Source organism: Gordonia sp. GONU, assembly GCF_024733855.1.
GTDB lineage: Bacteria > Actinomycetota > Actinomycetes > Mycobacteriales > Mycobacteriaceae > Gordonia > Gordonia amicalis.
Genome location: NZ_JANRHB010000013.1, coordinates 1 through 19,107 on the forward strand (window position 1 = coordinate 1; position 19,107 = coordinate 19,107).

21 protein-coding genes and 1 pseudogene are annotated in these 19,107 nt (G+C 69.0%); 11 read left to right on the forward strand and 11 right to left on the reverse strand.

Annotation, left to right across the window (positions count from 1 at the left end):
• A pseudogene (locus NWF34_RS25380) lies at positions 1–104 on the reverse strand (RNA polymerase sigma factor SigE); the annotation flags it as partial.
• A gap of 289 nt (positions 105–393) precedes the next feature.
• Here NWF34_RS25380 and NWF34_RS13585 point away from each other — a divergent pair.
• The gene (locus NWF34_RS13585; protein WP_006360466.1) at positions 394–1,041 is read left to right on the forward strand and encodes an O-methyltransferase; all 648 of its coding nucleotides are present in this window, start codon (positions 394–396) and stop codon (positions 1,039–1,041) included.
• A gap of 113 nt (positions 1,042–1,154) precedes the next feature.
• Here the strand turns inward: NWF34_RS13585 and NWF34_RS13590 are convergent, their stop codons facing one another.
• The 3 genes from NWF34_RS13590 to rfbD are packed head-to-tail and all read right to left on the reverse strand — an operon-like array spanning position 1,155 to position 4,184.
• Positions 1,155–2,288, reverse strand: a complete 1,134-nt coding sequence (locus NWF34_RS13590) for a sugar phosphate nucleotidyltransferase (RefSeq protein WP_024497294.1) — start codon at positions 2,286–2,288, stop codon at positions 1,155–1,157.
• A gap of 44 nt (positions 2,289–2,332) precedes the next feature.
• The gene (locus NWF34_RS13595; RefSeq protein ID WP_024497293.1) at positions 2,333–3,229 is read right to left on the reverse strand and encodes a glycosyltransferase family 2 protein; all 897 of its coding nucleotides are present in this window, start codon (positions 3,227–3,229) and stop codon (positions 2,333–2,335) included.
• 4 nt (positions 3,230–3,233) lie between these two features.
• On the reverse strand, positions 3,234–4,184 hold the full coding sequence (gene rfbD, locus NWF34_RS13600; RefSeq protein WP_035760069.1) for a dTDP-4-dehydrorhamnose reductase: 951 nt from the start codon (positions 4,182–4,184) through the stop codon (positions 3,234–3,236).
• Positions 4,185–4,509: 325 nt separating this feature from the next.
• Between rfbD and NWF34_RS13605 the strand changes: the two genes are divergently transcribed.
• From NWF34_RS13605 to NWF34_RS13620, 4 genes are all read left to right on the forward strand, one after another.
• Positions 4,510–6,552: an LCP family protein gene (locus tag NWF34_RS13605; RefSeq protein WP_375295674.1), complete on the forward strand. Its 2,043-nt coding sequence runs from the start codon at positions 4,510–4,512 to the stop codon at positions 6,550–6,552.
• Complete coding sequence (locus tag NWF34_RS13610) at positions 6,540–7,289, forward strand: TIGR03089 family protein (protein WP_258325305.1); 750 nt, start codon at positions 6,540–6,542, stop codon at positions 7,287–7,289. Before NWF34_RS13605 ends, NWF34_RS13610 begins: the two co-directional genes overlap by 13 nt.
• 175 nt (positions 7,290–7,464) lie before the next feature.
• On the forward strand, positions 7,465–7,839 hold the full coding sequence (locus NWF34_RS13615) for a nitroreductase family deazaflavin-dependent oxidoreductase (RefSeq protein ID WP_024497289.1): 375 nt from the start codon (positions 7,465–7,467) through the stop codon (positions 7,837–7,839).
• Between the two features lie 6 nt (positions 7,840–7,845).
• Entirely contained in the window at positions 7,846–8,700 is an 855-nt protein-coding gene (locus tag NWF34_RS13620; RefSeq protein ID WP_258325306.1) for a dienelactone hydrolase family protein, read from the forward strand.
• Here the strand turns inward: NWF34_RS13620 and purE are convergent.
• Both purE and NWF34_RS13630 read right to left on the reverse strand, forming a co-directional pair.
• On the reverse strand, positions 8,697–9,209 hold the full coding sequence (gene purE / locus NWF34_RS13625) for a 5-(carboxyamino)imidazole ribonucleotide mutase (RefSeq protein WP_006437231.1): 513 nt from the start codon (positions 9,207–9,209) through the stop codon (positions 8,697–8,699). The two genes, NWF34_RS13620 and purE, sit on opposite strands and share 4 nt — an antisense overlap.
• Positions 9,206–10,465 carry a 5-(carboxyamino)imidazole ribonucleotide synthase gene (locus NWF34_RS13630; protein WP_258325307.1) on the reverse strand — a complete coding sequence of 420 codons (1,260 nt, stop codon included), beginning with the start codon at positions 10,463–10,465 and terminating at the stop codon, positions 9,206–9,208. The genes purE and NWF34_RS13630 overlap by 4 nt, the downstream gene beginning before the upstream one ends.
• Positions 10,466–10,594: 129 nt before the next feature.
• Here NWF34_RS13630 and NWF34_RS13635 point away from each other — a divergent pair, with 129 nt between their 5' ends.
• On the forward strand, positions 10,595–11,155 hold the full coding sequence (locus tag NWF34_RS13635; RefSeq protein ID WP_024497286.1) for a GtrA family protein: 561 nt from the start codon (positions 10,595–10,597) through the stop codon (positions 11,153–11,155).
• Here NWF34_RS13635 and NWF34_RS13640 read toward each other — a convergent pair.
• Genes NWF34_RS13640 through NWF34_RS13650 form a run of 3 tightly spaced genes read right to left on the reverse strand, consistent with a single transcriptional unit; the run spans position 11,127 to position 13,788 of the window.
• Positions 11,127–12,497 (reverse strand): sensor histidine kinase KdpD, encoded by a 1,371-nt coding sequence (locus tag NWF34_RS13640; protein ID WP_024497285.1) that lies wholly within the window; start codon positions 12,495–12,497, stop codon positions 11,127–11,129. The genes NWF34_RS13635 and NWF34_RS13640 overlap by 29 nt on opposite strands.
• Before the next feature lie 38 nt (positions 12,498–12,535).
• Positions 12,536–13,216: a response regulator transcription factor gene (locus NWF34_RS13645; RefSeq protein ID WP_024497284.1), complete on the reverse strand. Its 681-nt coding sequence runs from the start codon at positions 13,214–13,216 to the stop codon at positions 12,536–12,538.
• On the reverse strand, positions 13,213–13,788 hold the full coding sequence (locus tag NWF34_RS13650; RefSeq protein WP_232513094.1) for a PH domain-containing protein: 576 nt from the start codon (positions 13,786–13,788) through the stop codon (positions 13,213–13,215). Before NWF34_RS13650 ends, NWF34_RS13645 begins: the two co-directional genes overlap by 4 nt.
• Before the next feature lie 112 nt (positions 13,789–13,900).
• Here NWF34_RS13650 and NWF34_RS13655 point away from each other — a divergent pair, with 112 nt between their 5' ends.
• Complete coding sequence (locus NWF34_RS13655) at positions 13,901–14,524, forward strand: hypothetical protein (RefSeq protein WP_258325308.1); 624 nt, start codon at positions 13,901–13,903, stop codon at positions 14,522–14,524.
• 33 nt (positions 14,525–14,557) lie between these two features.
• Here the strand turns inward: NWF34_RS13655 and NWF34_RS13660 are convergent, their stop codons facing one another.
• Positions 14,558–15,349 carry a biotin--[acetyl-CoA-carboxylase] ligase gene (locus tag NWF34_RS13660; protein WP_258325309.1) on the reverse strand — a complete coding sequence of 264 codons (792 nt, stop codon included), beginning with the start codon at positions 15,347–15,349 and terminating at the stop codon, positions 14,558–14,560.
• A gap of 114 nt (positions 15,350–15,463) precedes the next feature.
• Here NWF34_RS13660 and NWF34_RS13665 point away from each other — a divergent pair, with 114 nt between their 5' ends.
• Genes NWF34_RS13665 through NWF34_RS13675 form a run of 3 tightly spaced genes read left to right on the forward strand, consistent with a single transcriptional unit; the run spans position 15,464 to position 18,038 of the window.
• Entirely contained in the window at positions 15,464–17,092 is a 1,629-nt protein-coding gene (locus NWF34_RS13665) for an acyl-CoA carboxylase subunit beta (protein ID WP_024497280.1), read from the forward strand.
• The gene (locus NWF34_RS13670; RefSeq protein ID WP_258325310.1) at positions 17,089–17,340 is read left to right on the forward strand and encodes an acyl-CoA carboxylase subunit epsilon; all 252 of its coding nucleotides are present in this window, start codon (positions 17,089–17,091) and stop codon (positions 17,338–17,340) included. Before NWF34_RS13665 ends, NWF34_RS13670 begins: the two co-directional genes overlap by 4 nt.
• A 2-nt stretch (positions 17,341–17,342) precedes the next feature.
• Entirely contained in the window at positions 17,343–18,038 is a 696-nt protein-coding gene (locus tag NWF34_RS13675) for a nucleoside triphosphate pyrophosphatase (RefSeq protein ID WP_024497278.1), read from the forward strand.
• A gap of 32 nt (positions 18,039–18,070) precedes the next feature.
• Here the strand turns inward: NWF34_RS13675 and NWF34_RS13680 are convergent, their stop codons facing one another.
• Positions 18,071–18,796, reverse strand: a complete 726-nt coding sequence (locus tag NWF34_RS13680) for a metalloprotease (RefSeq protein ID WP_024497277.1) — start codon at positions 18,794–18,796, stop codon at positions 18,071–18,073.
• Between NWF34_RS13680 and NWF34_RS13685 the strand changes: the two genes are divergently transcribed.
• Positions 18,795–19,106, forward strand: a complete 312-nt coding sequence (locus NWF34_RS13685; RefSeq protein WP_006434575.1) for a hypothetical protein — start codon at positions 18,795–18,797, stop codon at positions 19,104–19,106. The genes NWF34_RS13680 and NWF34_RS13685 overlap by 2 nt on opposite strands.
• Position 19,107: the final 1 nt, after the last annotated feature.

Genomic DNA, 19,107 nt, shown 5'->3' on the forward strand with positions numbered 1-19,107 from the left:
TCATCCCATGACGGCATCAGCTGTTCGTCGCCGGTGGCGTCGAAACCTGCGGTGCCCGCCGGAACGGCGGGCACTTCGTCGGTGGAATCGCGGGAATCGGTCATGGTGGGTGGTCGGTTCCTCTCTCGTGAACACAGCCCGGTGACCCAGAGCACTCACCGTGTCGAACAACGTCTCACCGGTCCGGTATTCCCAACGCGCCGGGGCTTCACACCGACTCGCCGGGCAGTACCGTCAACCGGACGCACTCACCCTCTCGTATCGGAGTGTGGTCGCCGTATGAGTCCCCTGAGTGTTCCCTGAGGATGTGACGGGCTCCGACCGCGGCCCGGGATTCGCGCAGGTCGGCGTGCCATGTCCGCGTTGACCGGACCTGCGGTCTAACCTCGACGCGTGACCGAGTCAACCCCGTCCGCCGGCCCCGATCTGATCGCCTACGCCGAGTCGGCGATCGTCGAGGACGACGCCGTCATCGCCGCCCGCGCCCGCGCAGAGGAACTGGGTGCCACGCCCGTGAGCCCAGCGGTCGGTGCGCTGCTCGCACTTCTGGCCCGCACCGCCGACGCCAAGGCCGTGGCCGAGATCGGCACCGGCACGGGCGTGAGCGGTCTGTGGTTGCTCAACGGCATGGCCGCCGACGGGGTCCTGACCACCATCGACCCCGAACCCGAGCACCATCGTGCGGCGCGGGCGTCGTTCGCCGGGGCCGACATCTCCCCCGGCCGCACGCGCCTGATCAACGGCACACCCACCGACGTGCTGCCGCGCCTCTCGGACTCGTCCTACGATCTGGTCTTCATCGACGGTCCGTTGCTGGACCTGCCGCGGTTCGTGACCGAGGCCGTCCGCATGCTGCGCGACGGCGGTGTCGTCGTGGTGCACAACGCGACGGCCGACGGCACCGTGGGCGATCCGTCCCGCACCGACCCGCCGACCGCGGCCGCGCGCGAGGCGGCCCTGCTGATCGCCGACGACGAGCGCCTCCTGCCGGTCGTGATCCCGCTCGGGCCCGGTGTGCTCGCGGCGGTCAAGACCCGCTGACCACAACGCAAACCCACCCTTTTTCGGCAGGTCCACCCCCTGAGAGGGGGTGCTGGGTTTGCCGAAAAACGGTGGGTTTGCGTGGTCACACGCGTGCCGAGTTCGCGAACGCCTCACACGTCCGTCGAGAAGCGGATTCCGTTGTCCGGGATCTCGATTCCCGGCCACACGCGTGCGCCGCGCAGGAGTTCGCAGCGCGCGCCGATGTCCGCGCCGTCGCCGATGACGGTGTCGCGGATCAATGCCCGCGGACCGATTCGTGCGCCGAAACCGATGATCGAGCGTTCGACGACCGCACCGGCCTCGATGACCGCGCCGTCGAAGACCACCGCACCGTCGAGGCGGGCGCGGGGCCCGACCTCGGCGCCTCGGCCGACGACGGTGCCGCCGATCAGCAGGGCACCCGGGCCGACGCCGGCACCCTCGTGGACCAGCGACTCGCCGTGGCGGTCACCGAGCGCCGGTGACGGTGCGATGCCGCGCACCAGGTCGGCCGAGCCGCGGACGAAGTCCTCCGGGGTGCCCATGTCGCGCCAGTAGGCGTGGTCGACGTGGGCGTGGACGTGCTTGCCCTCGGTGAGCAGGCGCGGGAAGACCTCGCGCTCCACCGAGACGGGCACGCCATACGGGATCGACTCTATGATCTTGCGCTTGAAAACATATGTGCCGGCATTGATCTGATCAGTCGGCGGGTCCTGGGTCTTCTCCAGGAAGGCGGTGACGCGGCCGTCGCCGTCGGTCGGCACGCAGCCGAACGCCCGCGGATCGCTCACCCGGACGAGGTGGATGGTCACGTCCGCGTCGGCCGCGCGATGGCTGTCGATGACGTCGCGCACATCGGTGCCGCCGAGCACGTCGCCGTTGAACACGACGATGGTGTCGGCGGTCAGCTCGTCGAGGACGTTGCGGATGCCGCCGCCGGTGCCGAGCGGCTCGTCCTCGGTGACGTAGCGCAGACGCAGGCCCAGCTTGGAGCCGTCGCCGTAGTACTCGCTGAACACCTCGGCCTTGAACGAGGTACTGAGGACGACGTCGCGGATCCCGGCCGCGTGGATGCGCGACAGCAGGTGTGTGAGGAAGGGCAGGCCCGCGGTGGGCAGCATCGGCTTGGGTGCCGAGAGCGTGAGCGGACGGAGCCGGGTGCCCTTGCCGCCGACGAGGACGACCGCCTCGACGCCCTCGGCAACAGGCGCCGATCCGCCGACGGACGCGCGCCCCACCGACTCGCGCACGGTGTACTGATCCACTTGATCGGTCCCTTCTTCGTGATGTCCGGTATTCACTTCAGCACTCATCCGTTGTCTTCGCTCGTCGAGGTGTTCTCCGTCGACGTGGTCCGGCGGGCCGCTCGGACCGCAAGACGCGACCGCGCGGCCAGGCCGACGCGCAGCGCGAGCCGCAGCGGTGCACGCCACACACCGGGGTTGCGGTCGGCCTGGAACCGATAGGCACTCTCGTGGTGTGCGGGCAGCATCTTCTCGGGGTTCCGACCGGCGCTGTGTCCCTTGGTGTGCACGATCTCGGCGGAGGGGACGTAGACGTTCTGCCAGCCGGCCTTGCCCAGGCGGTCGCCCAGGTCGACGTCCTCCATGTACATGAAATAGCGGGGGTCGAAGCCGCCGACGGCGTCGAATGCCTCCCGTCGAACCAGCAGGCACGACCCCGAGAGCCAGCCGACCGCCCGTTCCGACGGCGCCTCGTCGTCGGCGCGATAGGCCGCAGTCCACGGATTCGATTTCCACACCGTGCCGAGGATGGCGTGACCGGTGCCGGAGACGAGGTCGGGAACGCGTCGCGCCGACGGGTAGATGGTGCCGTCGGGTTCCCGGATGAGCGGTCCCAGCGATCCCGCACGCGGCCAGCGCCGCGCAGCGTCGAGGAGTTCGTCGATCGAGCCCGGCTTCCACTCGACGTCCGGGTTGGCGATGAGCACGAACTCGATGTCGGGATCGATCTCGGCGACCCCGCGGTTCATCGCGCGGCCGTAGCCGAGGTTGCCGCCGGTGCGGACCAGCGTCACCGACTCGTAGTCCTTCTCGGCCTGTTCGGGTGCACCGTCGTCGGAGCCGTTGTCTGCGATGACGACCTGCGGCATCACATCGGTCACGGCGTCGAGACTGCGAAGGAAGGTCGCGAGGTGATCACCGGAGAAGTAGGTCACCGTCACGACGGCTAGCTGAGCGGGCACCGGCTCAGGGTAACGAACCGCCCGGCTCGGCTATCGACGCGTGCAGCGCGGCGCGCCAGTCCCGTAACGGCGTCAGCCCCGCCGCGGCCCAGGAGCGTCCGGAGAGCACCGAATACGCCGGACGCGGTGCCGGGCGCCGGAACTCCGCCGTGGTGGTGGGCAGCACGCGTGAACGTTCGGCGCCGACCTCCTCGAAGACGGCCGCCGCCACCTCGAACCACGTCGCACGGCCCGCATTGGTGGCGTGCAGGACGGTTCCGGTGACCTCGGGGCGGGGCCCGGCGGCCACCAGTTCCCACAGCCCGTCGGCGAGGTCGATGCAGTAGGTGGGCGAACCGAGCTGGTCGTCGACGACCGACACGGTGTCGCGTGTCTGCTCGAGTCGACGCATCGTCCCGACGAAGTCGCGGCTCTCGGGTCCGCCGGTGTAGACCCACGCGGTGCGCACGACGGTGGCACGCGGGTCCGCGTCGAGTGCGGCGCGTTCACCGGCGAGTTTGGTTGCCCCGTAGACGGTTGCCGGTTCGCCGCTCACGTCATCGGGCTCGTAGCCGTCGGGACGGTCGCCCGCTGAGCCCGGGCCGTCGAGCGGGGTACCGGGAAAGACGTAGTCGGTGGAGACATGGATCAACCACGCCCCCGCGGCGGCGGTCTGGGCGGCGAGCAGTGCCGGACCGGTGACGTTGACCCGGCGCGCACCCTCCGGATCAGACTCGGCTCCGTCGACGTCGGTGTAGGCGGCGCAATTGACCACGACGTCGTCGGCGCCGAGGTCGCCCAGCGCGGCCGCGACCGATGTCTCGTCGGTGATGTCGATGTCGGCGGAGGTCAGCGGACGCCACACCACGGAGTCGGGTGCCTGGGCAGACCTCTCCTGGAGTGCGGTGCCGAGCTGCCCGCCGGCGCCGACGATGTACACGGTGGGGGTGCTGGGCGTGACACGCATGGCCACCATCGTGCCGCAGACCCCGGCGTGCCACGACTCGGCCGTCCATCAACACGTGACGACCGCTACTCGACTTCTCGGCGTTGCGTTCTCGAATTCCCGAATCACTTCAGTAGCCTGGCGACAGCAACATCAGCTTTCACTCCTGCACCGACAATCCCATGGCGCGGACCGACCGGGCGCCACCGTCGAGCAGCACGACGACCACGAAAGGGACCGCGGACCAGTGGATTCACCATCCGACGGCGCACGTGGGCGGCCGCGCCCCCGGCGTGCGGTACCGCCGGAGCCGGGCAGCCGGCGCACTCCGGATGCCGATCACGGCCGACGGCCGGTGCGCGGCGAACGCACTGGTGAACCGGGGCGGCCGCCTCAGGGCGCCCGCCCGCGTCCCGCCGACCCCGAGCCCGGCGCTCCCCGACGCCGGGTGGTGCGTGGTGCTCCCACGACGCAGTCGCGAGCGGAGTCCGCACAACACGCACGGCGCCAGCCGCCGCCCGAACGGATCCCCGCCCGGGATGCCGAAGGCAGGCCTCGTCGACGCCCCGCGGAGCCGCGCGACCCCCGCAGGCGTGTGCCCCCGCAGGAACCGGCGTCTCCCCGCCGGCCGCGGCGCGGCGACGAACCTCTCGGCCGACGCTCGTCCGGCGAGATCCACACGCGGTCGGCACCCGCCGAACGTAAGCGTTCCGCGTCACCGGATCCCGCCCGCAAGCGCGTCCCTCGACCCGACGCCGAGAATGCTCCCGCGAAGAAGGCCGCGCCGAAGAAGGCCGCACCGCGGAGAACCCCACCGAAGAAGCCTGCAACCGGGAAGCACGCTTCGGCAGGAGCAGCTCGCAGTGCTGCCGCGGTGACCGAAAAGCCGTCGGCCACCGCGAGATCCACCGCACCGACCGCGCCGCCGACCGCTCCGCCCGGCACCGCCACTCACCCTCGCGCCGGATGGTCGTCGGGCGCCGGATGGGGCCGCGCGTTGATCGCGGTCGCATCGGTCGCCGTGCTGCTGTGCACCGGTTACGCGTGGAACACGATGTCCGACCTGGAGACCCGCATCACGCAGCTCGGCGGACTCGGTCTGGGTGGTGCGAAGGACGGCGCCGTCGACATCCTGTTGGTGGGCACCGACTCCCGTACCGACGCGAAGGGCAACCCGCTCTCGCCGGAGGAGGTCAAGCTCCTGCGGTCGGGCGAGGAGGTCGCCACCAACACCGACACCATCCTGCTGGTGCGCATCCCCGAGGACGGTTCGTCGGCCACCGCGATCTCGATCCCGCGTGACTCGTACGTCGACGTACCCGGTATCGGCATGAGCAAGATCAACGCGGCCTACGGCACCACCCGCGAAGGCGTGCGCGCCCGTGCCGTGGAAGCCGGGCAGTCGCCCGAGGAGGCGGAGAAGGAAGGCACGCTGGCCGGCCGGAAGGCGTTGGTGGACACCGTCGCCAACCTCACCGGCGTCCAGGTCGACCACTATGCGGAGGTCGGTCTGCTCGGCTTCGTCCTGCTGACCAATGCGGTCGGCGGCATCGACGTCTGCCTCAACGCCCCGGTCCGGGATCCGTTCAGCGGCGCGCGTTTCCGCAAGGGTGTCCAGACCCTCGACGGGCCCAGGGCATTGAGCTTCGTGCGCCAGCGTCACGGACTCCCGCGCGGCGACCTCGACCGCATCACACGTCAGCAGGCCTTCATGGCGTCATTGACCCAGAAGGTGTTGTCCGCAGGCACTCTCACCGATCCGGGAAAGCTCTCGGAGATGCAGAACGCGGTGGCGCGGTCGATCGTCATCGACGACGGCTGGAACATCATCAACTTCGCGGAGCAACTCAAGGACCTCAGCGGCGGACGCGTGAAGTTCTCCACCATCCCGATCGTCACCGAACAGGGCTGGAGCGAGGACGGTCTGCAGAGCGTCGTCCAGGTGGATCCGCAGGCGGTGAAGACGTACACCAGTGACCTCCTCACCCCGAAGCAGGCCGGAGCCGACGCCCAGCGCGGCGATTTCAAGGTCGACGTCGTCAACGCGGGCACCATCGACGGACTGGGTTCGAACGTGGCGAACATCCTGACCAACAAGGGTTATCAGTCCGGTGAGACCTCCAGCGGCAAGGCCGACACCAAGGACTCGGTGATCTACGCGAAGGAGAACGGCGACGCCGCGCGGCTGCTCGCCAAGGACCTCGGCGGCGTGAAGGTCGTCGAGGACCCGAACCTCGCCGACGACCAGCTCAAGGTGGTCCTCACCAACACCTACGCCGGACCGGGCGGGCTCGGCGACACCGGCGACCAGTCCGACAACACCCCGGCCAGTGAGCGTGTCGGCAACAAGCGCCCGCCGATCACCGCCGCGAACAAGGGGCCGATGTGCGTGAACTGAGCAGTCCGAACACCGTCGCCGACGCGATCTTCGGTGCGGTGGCCGATCATTCGCGTCCGCTGCTGACGTACTACGACGAGGCGACCGGCGAGCGCACCGAACTGTCGGCGGCCACCCTCGGCAACTGGGCGGCCAAGACCGCCAACTATCTCGTCGACGAGATCGGGGTGGGCGCCGGGGATGTCGTGGTGGTGGATCTCCCCGAGCACTGGCAGACCGCCGGGATCGTGATCGGCTCACTGTGGGCCGGCGCCGACGTCCACCTCGCGGACGCCGATGCCGCGGAGGCCGCTTCGGAGCCACGGGTGGTCTTCACCTCGCGCGACCGGCTCGACGACCATCCCGACGCCGACGAGGTCGTGGTGGCGTCACTCGATCCGTTCGCGCTGCCGTTGCGTGATCTCCCGCCCGGGGTCGGCGACTACGGGAGCGTCGTGCGGGTGCACGGCGACCAGTTCGTCTCGCGGTCCCCGGCGGTCGAGGCGCTCGACGGGATGCCGACCGCCGAGGTGGTCACCGAGGCACGCACCGTCGCGGAACGCGACGGCATCGCCGCCGGTACCCGCGTGGTGTCGACGCGTCCCTGGCACACCGCGCCCGGCGTGCTCGCACACCTGCTCGCACCTCTGGTCGCCGGTGGCAGTCTGGTGCACGTCGCGAACGCCTCCGCCGAGCGGGTGGCCGCGATCGCGGAGGTCGAGAAGGCCGGAGTCGTCCTCGGAACACCCTCCGAATAGCCGCAATTGCCGCACGGCCCGCGTCGCAATTACCGCACGGCCCGCGGGAGCGCAGTGCACAAGAACCTGCGGGATCGCAGTTGATACGGCCCTGCGAGATCGCAGTGCGCACGGCCCGCGGGAGCGCAGTGCACAAGAACCTGCGGGATCGCAGTTGATACGGCACAGTGGGGACATGCGACTGCCCAACGCACTGGCCCGTTTCAACAAGATCGTCACCAATCCGATCCAGCGGCAGTGGGCACCCCACCTGCCGCCCTTCGCGATGGTGGAGCACGTCGGCCGCAAGTCCGGAAAGACCTACTCGAATCCGGTGCTGGCCTGGGTCGATCGTGACAAACTCACGATCATCCTCACCTACGGCCGGCACACCGACTGGGTGCGCAACGTTCAGGCGGCCGGGTCCTTCGCCATCGTCCGCAAGAACGAGCGTTATCAGGTCACCGGTCCGCGCATCGTCCCGTCGGACTCCCCCGACATCGCCTCCGGCGCGAAGATCCCCGCACGGCTCTTCGAGTCGGCTCTCCTCGGCACCCTGCACAAGGCCTGAACCCCGGTGGCCGACGACCCGCTCGACGATTTCACCGCCGAGGACGTGACCCTGCGCGGCGACACCCGCCGCGTCTACCGCAAGGGCACGGGTCCCGCGGTCATCGTGATCGCCGAGATGCCCGGGATCAGCCCGAAGGTCGCCGACGTCGCGCGGCGCATCGCCGATCTGGGGGCGACCGCCGTCATGCCGTCGCTGTTCGGCGTCGACGGGCGCGATCCTCGCCCGGACAACCTCGGCCGGGTCGGCTCGATGCGGTCGATGCTGGGCACCATCGCCAAGACCTGCATCACCCGCGAATTCACCATTCTCGCAACGGGAAAGACCTCACCGGTCACGGCGTGGCTGCGCGAGCTCGCCGCCCGCGAGCACGACCGTTGCGGCGGTCCCGGGGTGGGTGCGGTCGGAATGTGTTTCACCGGCGGCTTCGCGCTCGCGATGGCCACCGACGAACGGATGCTGGCGCCGGTGCTCTCGCAGCCGTCGCTGCCGTTCGCGGTCCTCCCCGGACGCGCACGCGCGATCGACGTCGGCGACGCCGACCTCGCGAAAGTGCAGGCACGATGCGCCCGCGGCCTGGAGGTGATGGGTCTGCGTTTCGCCGGTGATCAGCTCTCGCCGCGTTCGCGATTCACCTATCTCCAGGAACTTCTCGGCGACTCGTTCATCGGCATCGAACTCCCCGACGACGCCGCGAACCCGGATTCGATGTTCCCCCGGCCGCATTCGGTGCTGACCGAGGACCTCTACGACGAACCCGGACAACCCACGAGGGAAGCCTTCGACCGGGTGCTGGACTTCTTCACCGACAAACTCGGCTTGTCGCCCGCCACTCCGGGATCGCCTGCGGCAGAGGGCTAGTCGCCGAGCAGTTCCTGCTGGAGCGCGGCGTCCTTGTCGAGGACCATCTGCTCGAGGCCCTTCTGGAACGACACCATCCGTTCCTGGAGGACGGGGTCGGAGGAGGCGAGGATGCGCACGGCGAGCAGTCCGGCGTTGCGGGCGCCGCCGACCGAAACCGTCGCGACGGGCACACCGGCGGGCATCTGCACGATGGACAGCAACGAGTCGAGGCCGTCGAGGTGTCGCAGCGGCACCGGCACACCGATCACCGGCAACGGCGTCGCCGAGGCGACCATGCCCGGAAGGTGCGCTGCCCCACCGGCTCCCGCGATGATGACCTCGATGCCGTTGGCGGCGGCACCGGCCGCGTAGTCGAGCATCCGCTGCGGTGTGCGGTGTGCCGAGACGACACCCACCTGGAATGGCACGTCGAACTCGGCGAGTGCCTCCGCGGCCGCCTTCATCGTCGGCCAGTCGGAGTCGCTGCCCATGATCAGGCCGACACGAGGGCCCCTGTTCTCGGTCATGAATGCACATCCCATCCGTCGGTCCACGTCGCGTGCGACATCCACTGCGCAGCACGCTCGGCGCGCTCGCGCACCGAGTCCATCGATTCACCCGGCCGGCCGACGATGTTCACGTGGCCGATCTTTCGGTCGCGCCGCTCACCCTTGCCGTAGAGGTGCACCTTGGCCTCGGGCATCCGCGCCATCAGGTGGTGCAGGCGCTCGTCCATGGACATCTCCGGTGCGCTCGGCGCGCCCAGGATGTTGGCCATCACGGTCAGCGGCGCGGTCGGCGCGGTGTTGCCGAGCGGGTAGTCGAGAACGGCGCGCAGATGCTGCTCGAACTGCGAGGTGACCGCGCCGTCCATCGTCCAGTGCCCGCTGTTGTGCGGACGCATCGCGAGTTCGTTGACGACGAGTTCGCCGTCGACGGTCTCGAAGAGTTCCATCGCCATCACACCGACCACGCCGAGTTCGCCGGCGAGACGCAACGCCATCTGCTGCGCCTGCTTCGCGACGTCGTCGGAGAGATCCGGTGCGGGCGCGAGCACGACGGCGCACTGGCCGTGACGCTGGATGGTCTCCACCACCGGCCACGCCGCACCCTGCCCGAACGGGGACCGGGCGATCATGGCCGACAGTTCGCGCCGCATCGGCACCTTCTGTTCGGCCAGCAGCGCCGGCGCGTCGGACGGGTACTCGTCGAAGACCGCGAGGGCCTCGTCGGCGCCGTCGACGAGCCAGACCCCGCGACCGTCGTATCCACCGCGGACCGCCTTGATGACGATCTCCCAGTCGTTGGCCGCGCCGAACTCGGCGAGACGCGCGCGGGCGGCCGTCCGGTCGCCGGCGAGATCGGCGAACTCCGGGACCGGCAGACCCAGCTCGGCCAGGCGAACCCGCATCGCCAGCTTGTCCTGGGCGAAGTGCAGCGCCTTCGACGGCGGGAGGACCGCCACTCCTTCGGCTTCGAGTGCCTGGAGGTGATGCAGCGGCACACCTTCGTGGTCGAAGGTCAGTGCGGCGGCACCGGCGGCGGCGCGGCGCAGGTCGTCGAGTTCGTCGTGTGAGCCGAGGACGATGTCGGCACTCACCTGCGCGGCCGGGTCCGAATCCGACGCGGCCAGCACGCGCAGACACTGTCCGAGTGTGATCGCGGCCTGATGCGTCATCCGCGCGAGCTGTCCGCCACCGATCATCGTGACCTTCGGCATACCCGACGCCGCGCCGGCGCTACGCGCCGCTTCCGGGGTGGGTGGCGCGGAATTCGAGGTCATCGGCCCGTTCACTGGCGCTCCATCCGCCTCGCGTGGATTCACGCGAACCATCGTGGCACGTCCGCTCTGTCATCCGCACAACCGCCCGGAGAACTCCCCCGGCGCTGTTGTTTCGTACACTCGGATCTTGTGCCATTGATCGACGAGCTGATCGCTCGCCTCCCAGCGCCGGTCCGACGGCTCGTGATGCGGCACCACGAACTCATCAAGTTCGCCATGGTCGGCGGTACCACCTTCATCTTCGATCTCGCGATCTTCTACAGCCTCAGCCTCACGATCCTCGAGCCGAAGCCGGTGATCGCCAAGATCATCGCCGGGGTGCTGGCGACGATCCTCAGCTACATCCTCAACCGCGAGTGGGCCTTCAAGAACCGCGGCGGCCGTGAACGCCACCACGAGGCACTGCTGTTCTTCTTCATCAGCGGGATCGGCGTCATCCTGCAGGCCGCACCGCTGTTCGTCGGCAACAACGTCTTCGACATGCGGTCCAACCTGAGTGTGTCCGAGGTCGTCGTCGTCGACTTCGTCCTCGGCTACATCATCGGCAACCTGATGCAGATGGCCTTCCGCTTCTGGGCGCTGCGCAAATTCGCGTTCCCCGAGGAACTCCTCCGCGGTGGCGAAGCCGGGTCCACCGACCTGCACCCCTCGCTCGCCGAGCTCAACGATGAGGAACTCGGTCACGCCTGACGTCGGTGTCCGTGCCGCCGGGACCCGGGTCGTCCTGCTCGTTCGGTTCCTCGCCGTATCCGCTCGCATATCGGGCCGGGACGACGATGGCGAACACCGGGGGACGTCGGACCGTGAGTTCCAGGCGCCCGCCGTCGGCCTCGATCAACGCCCGCGCCAGCGACAGTCCGACGCCGCTGCGCCCGGCACCGGGCCGCTTCCCGGCCGAGAAACCGCGGCGGAAGATGTGCGCGGAGATCTCGTCGGCGACGCCGTCGCCCTCGTCGGCGACCGTGATGCGGACCAGATCGCCGGCCTGCAGGGTGCTCACCTCGATCCGGCACGTCCCGCGACCGTGCTGTAGCGCGTTGTCGACCAGCACACTGACCGCCTCCCGCAGGCGTCCGGACTGCGAGGTGAGCGCCTGCGGTGCACCCTCGACCACCGCGATCAGCTGCCGACCCTGCGCCTCGAAGGCGTGACGGAAGTCCTCGACGAGTGTGGCGAGCATGTCGCCGACGTCGATGAAATGTGGTTCGGGTTCGTCGGCACGCGAGGCTTCCACCAGTTCGTCGAGATCGGTGGCCAGTCGCTCCACCTGGTCGAGTGCTTCCTCGGCTTCGCTGACGACCGCCGGATCGTCGTGCAGCGCCAGCTCGTCGAGCCGCAGCTGGATGGCGGTCAGCCGGCTGCGGAGCTGATGCGACGCATCGCCGGCGATCTCGCGTTCGCGTTCGAGCCTCAGGGCCTGCGCGGTGTTGGCGTCGGCGAGCGCTCGCGACACCCGATCGAGTTCGGCGATGCCGTACATCTTCCATTCGGTACGGAAGTCGGCACGGCCGAGAGTCGCCGCGCGGTCGGCCAGATCGGTCAGGGGGTCGACGATCCGGCCCGCCGACACCGCCGCCACCACCGAGCCGCCGATCACCGAGGCGACGACCACGAGCAGGACGACGCCGGCCGCGGTCATCTGGTCGTCCCGGACCTCGTTGCGCGGGATGGACAGGGTCAGCGTGCCGGCGGTGCCCAGACCGATGGATTCCGAGAGTCGGGGCCCATCGATGTCGGCTCCGACGACCATCCGCCGATCGACTCCCCCGAGATCCGGGTAGGTGATGGTCAGCTGGCCGTCGGGTGGCAGCAGCAGTTCGAAGGACTGCCGGTTGACGGCCTCGGACGGGATGCGACCGTCGGCCCCCTCCTGCCGGATGAGCTGGTCGGCGACGATCTTGAGCCGGTTGTCGAGAGCCTGATTCGCGTTGTCGGCCACCCACCACCAGGCCACGACGCTCAACGGGATGCCCAGCAGACAGCCGACCGCGATCAGGACGGCGGTCATCGTGGTGAGCAGGCGCCGGCGCATGGAAGCCGGTCGCATCGATGCCGGTCGCATGGAACTTCCTAGGGGTCGAACCGGAAGCCGACGCCGCGCACCGTCACGATGTGCCGCGGGCGGTTGTGGCGGTCGTCGCCGATCTTCCGGCGAAGCCACGAGATGTGCATGTCGAGGGTCTTCGACGACCGCAGATCCGCCGAACCCCAGACCTCGGTGAGGATCTCCTCACGGGTCACCACCTGACCCGCACGCTCCATGAGGAATCGCAAGAGATCGAACTCGCGGTTCGCGAGGGTGAGGTCCTCCCCGTCCACCAGGACTCGCCGCGCCCGCGCGTCGAGTCGGATCGCGCCGCCCTCGAGTACGGGCTCGCCGTCGTCGGGCTGACGCCGGCGGAGCAACGCCCGCACACGGGCGAGGAGCTCGGCGAGGCGGAACGGTTTACCCACGTAGTCGTCCGCACCGGCGTCGAGGCCGACCACGAAGTCGACCTCGTCGGTGCGCGCGGTGAGCATGAGGACCGCGAGCGCGGGACGCTGGGCGCGCACCCGCCGGCACACCTCGAGGCCGTCGAGGACCGGGAGTCCGAGGTCGAGGATGAGCAACTCGTAGCGGCTGTCGAGGGCCTTCTCGAGCGCGTCGGCACCGGTGCTCACGACATCGCACCCGTATCCCTCGCGGGAGAGGGCCCGCGCGAGCGGTTCGGCGATCGCGGCGTCGTCCTCGGCGAGCAGCACGTTGGTCAACGCTCCCGCGCCCCTCTGCTCTCGGGACGGTCGGCGGGGCCGCCCGGGACGCCGTAGTCGTCTTCCGCGTCGTCGCCGTACATCTCGAGCACTTCGTGGTAGAGCAGCGAATGGACCTTCTCCACCTGCGGGATGTCGTCGAAGGACAGCGGTTCGTCGGAGGCCGACTCGATGACCAGCGTGCCGGTCCGGAGCATCCGGTCGATGACGCCGTGGCGGAACTCGACGGTGTTGATCCGCCGGATCGGGATGTCGATACCCGACCGGGTGAGGATTCCGTTGCGGAACATCACCCGGCGGTCGGTCAGGACGAAGTGCGTCGTCTTCCAGGACAGCAACGGCCGGACGAAATACCAGACGAGGCCGAGTGCCCACACCACGCCGACGACGAGCAGCAGCACCGTCCGCGGGGTCGAGCCCAGCGACGATCCGGCGATCACGCCCGCGAGGACACCCGCGGCCGCGGTGATGATCCCGAACAACAGGAACGGACCGAGCAGACACTTCCAATGAGGGTGCCGGTGGAGAACGACACGTTCACCGGGCGCCAGGTTCTCCCGCGGGTAAGCCATGCGGCTCAGCATAATCGGGACGGCCCTGCCCGGGGCCACGCTGAGTAGACTGCGAGACACCAATACCGATCGACTGCCGGGCACGTTGGGGCGGTCGGCGAGGAGAATTGTCATGACCTACCAGGACCCGCGGGGCCCGCACCGCGATCCCGACCCACGGACCGCTCGCTACGAATCCGGGTACAACCCCGACTCGCGTGCCTACAGCCGGCAGGATCCGTATGCCGAGCCTTACCGGGATCCGTACCCGGCCGACGGGCCCGCCGCACCGGGCGGGTACGTCGAGCAACCACGGCCGGACCGGGCGCCGCGACGCGGACCCGACGTCAACCCGGTCACCTTCGCCGGTGGCGTGGTGATGACCGGTGTGGTCACCGGCCTCGCTGCGTGGCTGGTCGCCTGGATCATCGCGGCGTTCGTCGAGAAGGTGAACGAGTCCGGCAAGCTCGGTGTCTGGAACCCGGTGGCGGCCAGCGAGATCTGGTTCGGTGTCGTGGGATTCCTGTGCGCACTCGCCGCCGGCGCGCTCTGGTATGTGCTGCAGCTCATCACGCCGGCGCCCAACCAGTTCTATCGCTGGATCGTGGGGCTGCTCCTGGTGGCGGCGGTGCTGATCCCGATCCTCACCTATCAGCAGACCTCGGTCGGCATCGAGACCGCGATCCTGCATTTCGTCATCGGTCTTCCGCCGTTGACGATCATCCCGGCGATGGGCGTCAAGAGTCTGCAGCGCTAGGCCCCGTCTGTCGCCGGCTGAGCCCCGTCGAAGTCAGACCGGCCGCAGGTGCGTGACGTCCCCGGCGGCCGCGATCACCTGACGGCCGTCGGCGTCGACGACGATCCGCCCGGACGCGTCGACGCCGGTTGCGGTCCCGATGACCTCCTCGTCGCCCGGCAGCACCAGGCGTACGCGGCGCCCGATGGTGTCACTGTCCTCCCGGTAGCGCGCCGCGAGTCCGTCGACGTCGTTCGGCCACCGGTCGAGCAGATCCGACAGTGCCCGCAGGTACGACGCCGCCAGCTCGGTGAGCGGGACGTCCTCACCGGTCGCCAACTGCAGCGAGGTGGCGGTCGGGACCGGGAGCTGGTCCTCGGACATCGTCGTGTTGAGGCCGGTGCCGATCACGGCCACCCCTCCGTCCCCGTGCCGGGTGTGGGGTGAACGCGTGTACTCCGAGAGGATTCCGGCGGTCTTGCGCCCGTCGATCAGCACGTCGTTGGGCCACTTGAGACCCGGCCGCACGCCGATCGCCTCACTGATTCCCTGCGCCGCGGCGAGCCCGGCCAGCAATGACAACCAGCCGAGGTGTTCGGTGTGCTCGCCGACGTCGACCGCCGCCGACATCGCCAGCTGCGTCCCGCGCGGCGCGGTCCAGGCCCTCGCGTGCCGTCCGCGACCTGCGGTCTGGTCGGTGGTCAGGCGCACCGTGCCGTCGACCGGTTCGGTCGCCGCGCGGGTCACCAGATCGGCGTTGGTCGACCCGGTGGAATCGACCACCTCGATCCGGTGCCAGCGCGTGTCGGCGAGTCGGGTCCGGAGCAGGTCGGCGTCGAGGGACATGTCTGAAGAACCTAACAAATGAACAACCACCGACCGATCGCTCGGGAACCTGAGGGATATCTCACGTTGATCCGGTTGACGTGGCTCACACTCGGGTAGTTAGCATCGACAGTCATGACCACAGCTTCACGCGACGATGCCGCCGCTCCCGACATCCACACGACAGCGGGGAAGCTCGCCGATCTGCGCAATCGCCTCGAAGAGGCGAAGCACCCCGTGGGCGAGGCCGCCGTCGAGAAGACTCATGCGAAGGGCAAGCTGACCGCCCGTGAGCGGATCACCCACCTGCTCGACGAGGGCTCGTTCGTCGAACTCGACGCGCTCGCCAAGCATCGCAGCACCAACTTCGGTCTCGCCGAGCGTCGACCGGTCGGAGACGGTGTGGTCACCGGCTACGGCACGATCGACGGCCGCGAGGTCTGCGTGTTCTCGCAGGATTCCACCGTCTTCGGCGGCAGCCTGGGCGAGGTCTACGGCGAGAAGATCGTGAAGGTCATGGACCTCGCCATCAAGACCGGCCGCCCGCTGATCGGCATCAACGACGGCGCCGGCGCCCGTATCCAGGAAGGCGTGGTCTCGCTCGGCCTGTACGGCGAGATCTTCCACCGCAACGTCCGCGCTTCCGGTGTCATCCCCCAGATCTCGCTGATCATGGGTGCAGCCGCCGGCGGCCACGTGTACTCCCCGGCGCTGACCGACTTCGTGGTCATGGTCGACCAGACCAGCCAGATGTTCATCACCGGCCCGGACGTCATCAAGACCGTCACCGGCGAAGAGGTCACCCAGGAAGAACTCGGCGGCGCGAGTACCCACATGGCGAAGTCGGGCACCGCGCACTACGTCGCCTCCGACGAAGAGGACGCGCTCGAGTACGTCAAGGAACTCCTGAGCTACCTGCCGAGCAACAACCGTGCCGATGCCCCGCGTCTGCCGGTCGCGCAGCCGGCCGCCGGCTCCATCGAGGACACCCTGACCGACGAGGACCTCGAGCTCGACACGCTCATCCCGGATTCGCCGAACCAGCCGTACGACATGCACGAGGTCATCCGTCGCATCCTCGACGACGACGAGTTCCTCGAGATCCAGGCCGATTACGCGAAGAACATCGTCGTCGGTTACGGCCGCGTCGACGGCCGCAGTGTGGGCATCGTCGCCAACCAGCCCACCCAGTTCGCCGGCTGCCTCGACATCGACGCCTCGGAGAAGGCCGCACGTTTCGTGCGCACCTGCGACGCCTTCAACATCCCGATCGTCACCCTGGTCGACGTCCCCGGCTTCCTGCCCGGCACCGACCAGGAGTACCGCGGCATCATTCGCCGCGGCGCCAAGCTGCTCTACGCCTACGGCGAGGCGACGGTCGGCAAGATCACCGTCATCACCCGTAAGGCCTACGGCGGCGCCTACGACGTCATGGGCTCCAAGCACATGGGTGCCGACGTGAACCTCGCATGGCCCACGGCGCAGATCGCTGTCATGGGTGCCTCCGGCGCCGTCGGATTCGTCTACCGCAATCAGCTCAAGGAGGCCGCTGCGAAGGGCGAGGACGTCGACGCACTGCGCCTCGAGCTGCAGCAGGAGTACGAGGACACCCTCGTCAACCCGTACGTCGCCGCCGCCCGCGGTTACGTCGACGCGGTCATCCCGCCGAGCCACACCCGCGGCCAGATCGCGACCGCACTCAAGCTGCTCGAGCGCAAGATGGTCAACCTGCCGCCGAAGAAGCACGGGAACATCCCCCTGTGAGTGAGAGCCCAGCGAACGAGGCATCCGTGAACGAGAGCACCGAGAAGGCAGCCGAGAAGCCGTTCCTGACCGTCGTCAACGGCAACCCGACCGATGAGGACCTCGCCGTGCTGGTGAGCGTCCTGGCCGGCGCGGGTGCCGGCGGTGGTGAGCCGGAACCGGAGATCCGCAACGACTGGGGTCGCCCGGTCGATCGACTCCGTCCCCAGTGGGGCGCACCGTCGAGCTTCACCAATCTGCGCTACTGACAGTGCCTGATTCCCAGATCGGGTCGAACACACACGAGACCGGGCCGGCCACCGCCGGCCCGGTCTTCGTGCTCGGATCCGCCTCCCCGGCCCGCCTGCGGGTCCTGCGCGCCGCCGGTGTCGAACCGGTGGTGCGCGTTTCCGACGTGGACGAGGACGCGCTGCTCGAACAGTTGCCGCCGGCCACTCCCGCCGACGCCGTCGTCGCCGAGCTGGCACGGGCGAAGGCCGAGTCGGTCGCCGCACTGCCGGAGATCGCCGGTGCGGCCGAGAACGGCGAGACGGTCGTGGTCATCGGCTGTGACTCGATGCTGCATCTCGACGACCGCCTGCTCGGCAAGCCGCACACGCCCGAACGTGCACTCGCGCAGTGGGCCGAGATGCGCGGCCGCAACGCCGACCTGCTCACCGGCCACCACCTGATCCGGCTCGATCCCGATGGCGGCTCGACCAGCGCGACCGGGACGAGTTCCACGACAATCCATTTCACCGATGCCGACGACGACGTGGTCGCTCGCTATGTGGACAGCGGCGAACCGCTACAGGTCGCGGGTGCGTTCACCCTCGACGGACTCGGCGGCTGGCTGGTCGAACGCATCGAGGGCGATCCGTCGTCGGTCATCGGGATCGGTCTGCCGCTCGTCCACCGGCTCCTGACCGAGGTCGGGTTGTCGGTCACCGACTTCTGGAAGCACTGACCACCCACACCCATTCTCACTGCCTCGAAGGGTCACCCCACCTCGAAGAACTCCGGCCAGTACCGCTGCAGGCAGTCCACCGGCTGTCCCTGACGATTGAACTGCGGTCCGGTCAGGCCGATGGTCAGCGCCCGCGCGCGTTCGGTCGCCGACCCGTGCCCCATCGCGCCGCCGGTGTCACCGATGATCGGGAGCAGGGTCGCGACCTGCAGGATCTCCTTGGCGCCCAACGCATCACGCTGGTAGGCCGTGGCCGCCCAGTTGGATGCGAGGCAGTCGGCGATCAGTTCGCTGTTCTTACCCTGAGGCAGTCGCCGCTCCGGGATGCCGAACGCCTCGGCCATCCGGAACACCACGTTGTGTCCGTACTCGTGGGCGACGACGATCGCGGCGGTGAAGTCCCCGACGATCGGCGACGGCACCCCGAAGACGTTCCCGTCCCAGATGGCGGCGAAGGTGTCGACCGGCAGCACGATGCTGCCCTCGGTCTCCTGGCCGTCGCCGTTGGGTTCCTCGTCGACCCCGCAGAAGAAGGCGTTCGCCTCGTCGGACGGAATCCGGTTGGACGCCCCGTCCTCGTCGATGCATTCGGTGGCGAACGACGTGCCCGACTCGATCAGGGCCCGTCCCGGTGCGGGGTCACCCCAACCGAGTTCACCGAACCATCCACCCCACGTCTGGTCGAGGTCGTCGAGCAGCGTGGTGAGGTACTTCGGTACCGCGGTGTCGACGTTGGACGAATTCACCCCGCTGGTCATGAGTTCCGCCGTCGGCGTCGCCAGCTTCGGGCAGTCGTCCGGACGGCATCCCCTGGGGTCGGCGTCGCCCGGCGTCGACGACGGGATGCTCGACCGTGTACTCGGTGTCGGCGATCCCGGTGACGAGGAGGTCGACGTCGAGGCCGACGCCGACGGCGCCGGGCTCGACGGGTCGTCGGAGGAGATGAGCGAACATCCACTCGTGACGGCGAGCACCAGCACCGCCAACGGAACGCTCCACCGGACCATTCGCGAGACATCCCGGCGCTCCACGCGAGCCCCACGTCGATCGATCATTGGGCGAACTTAGC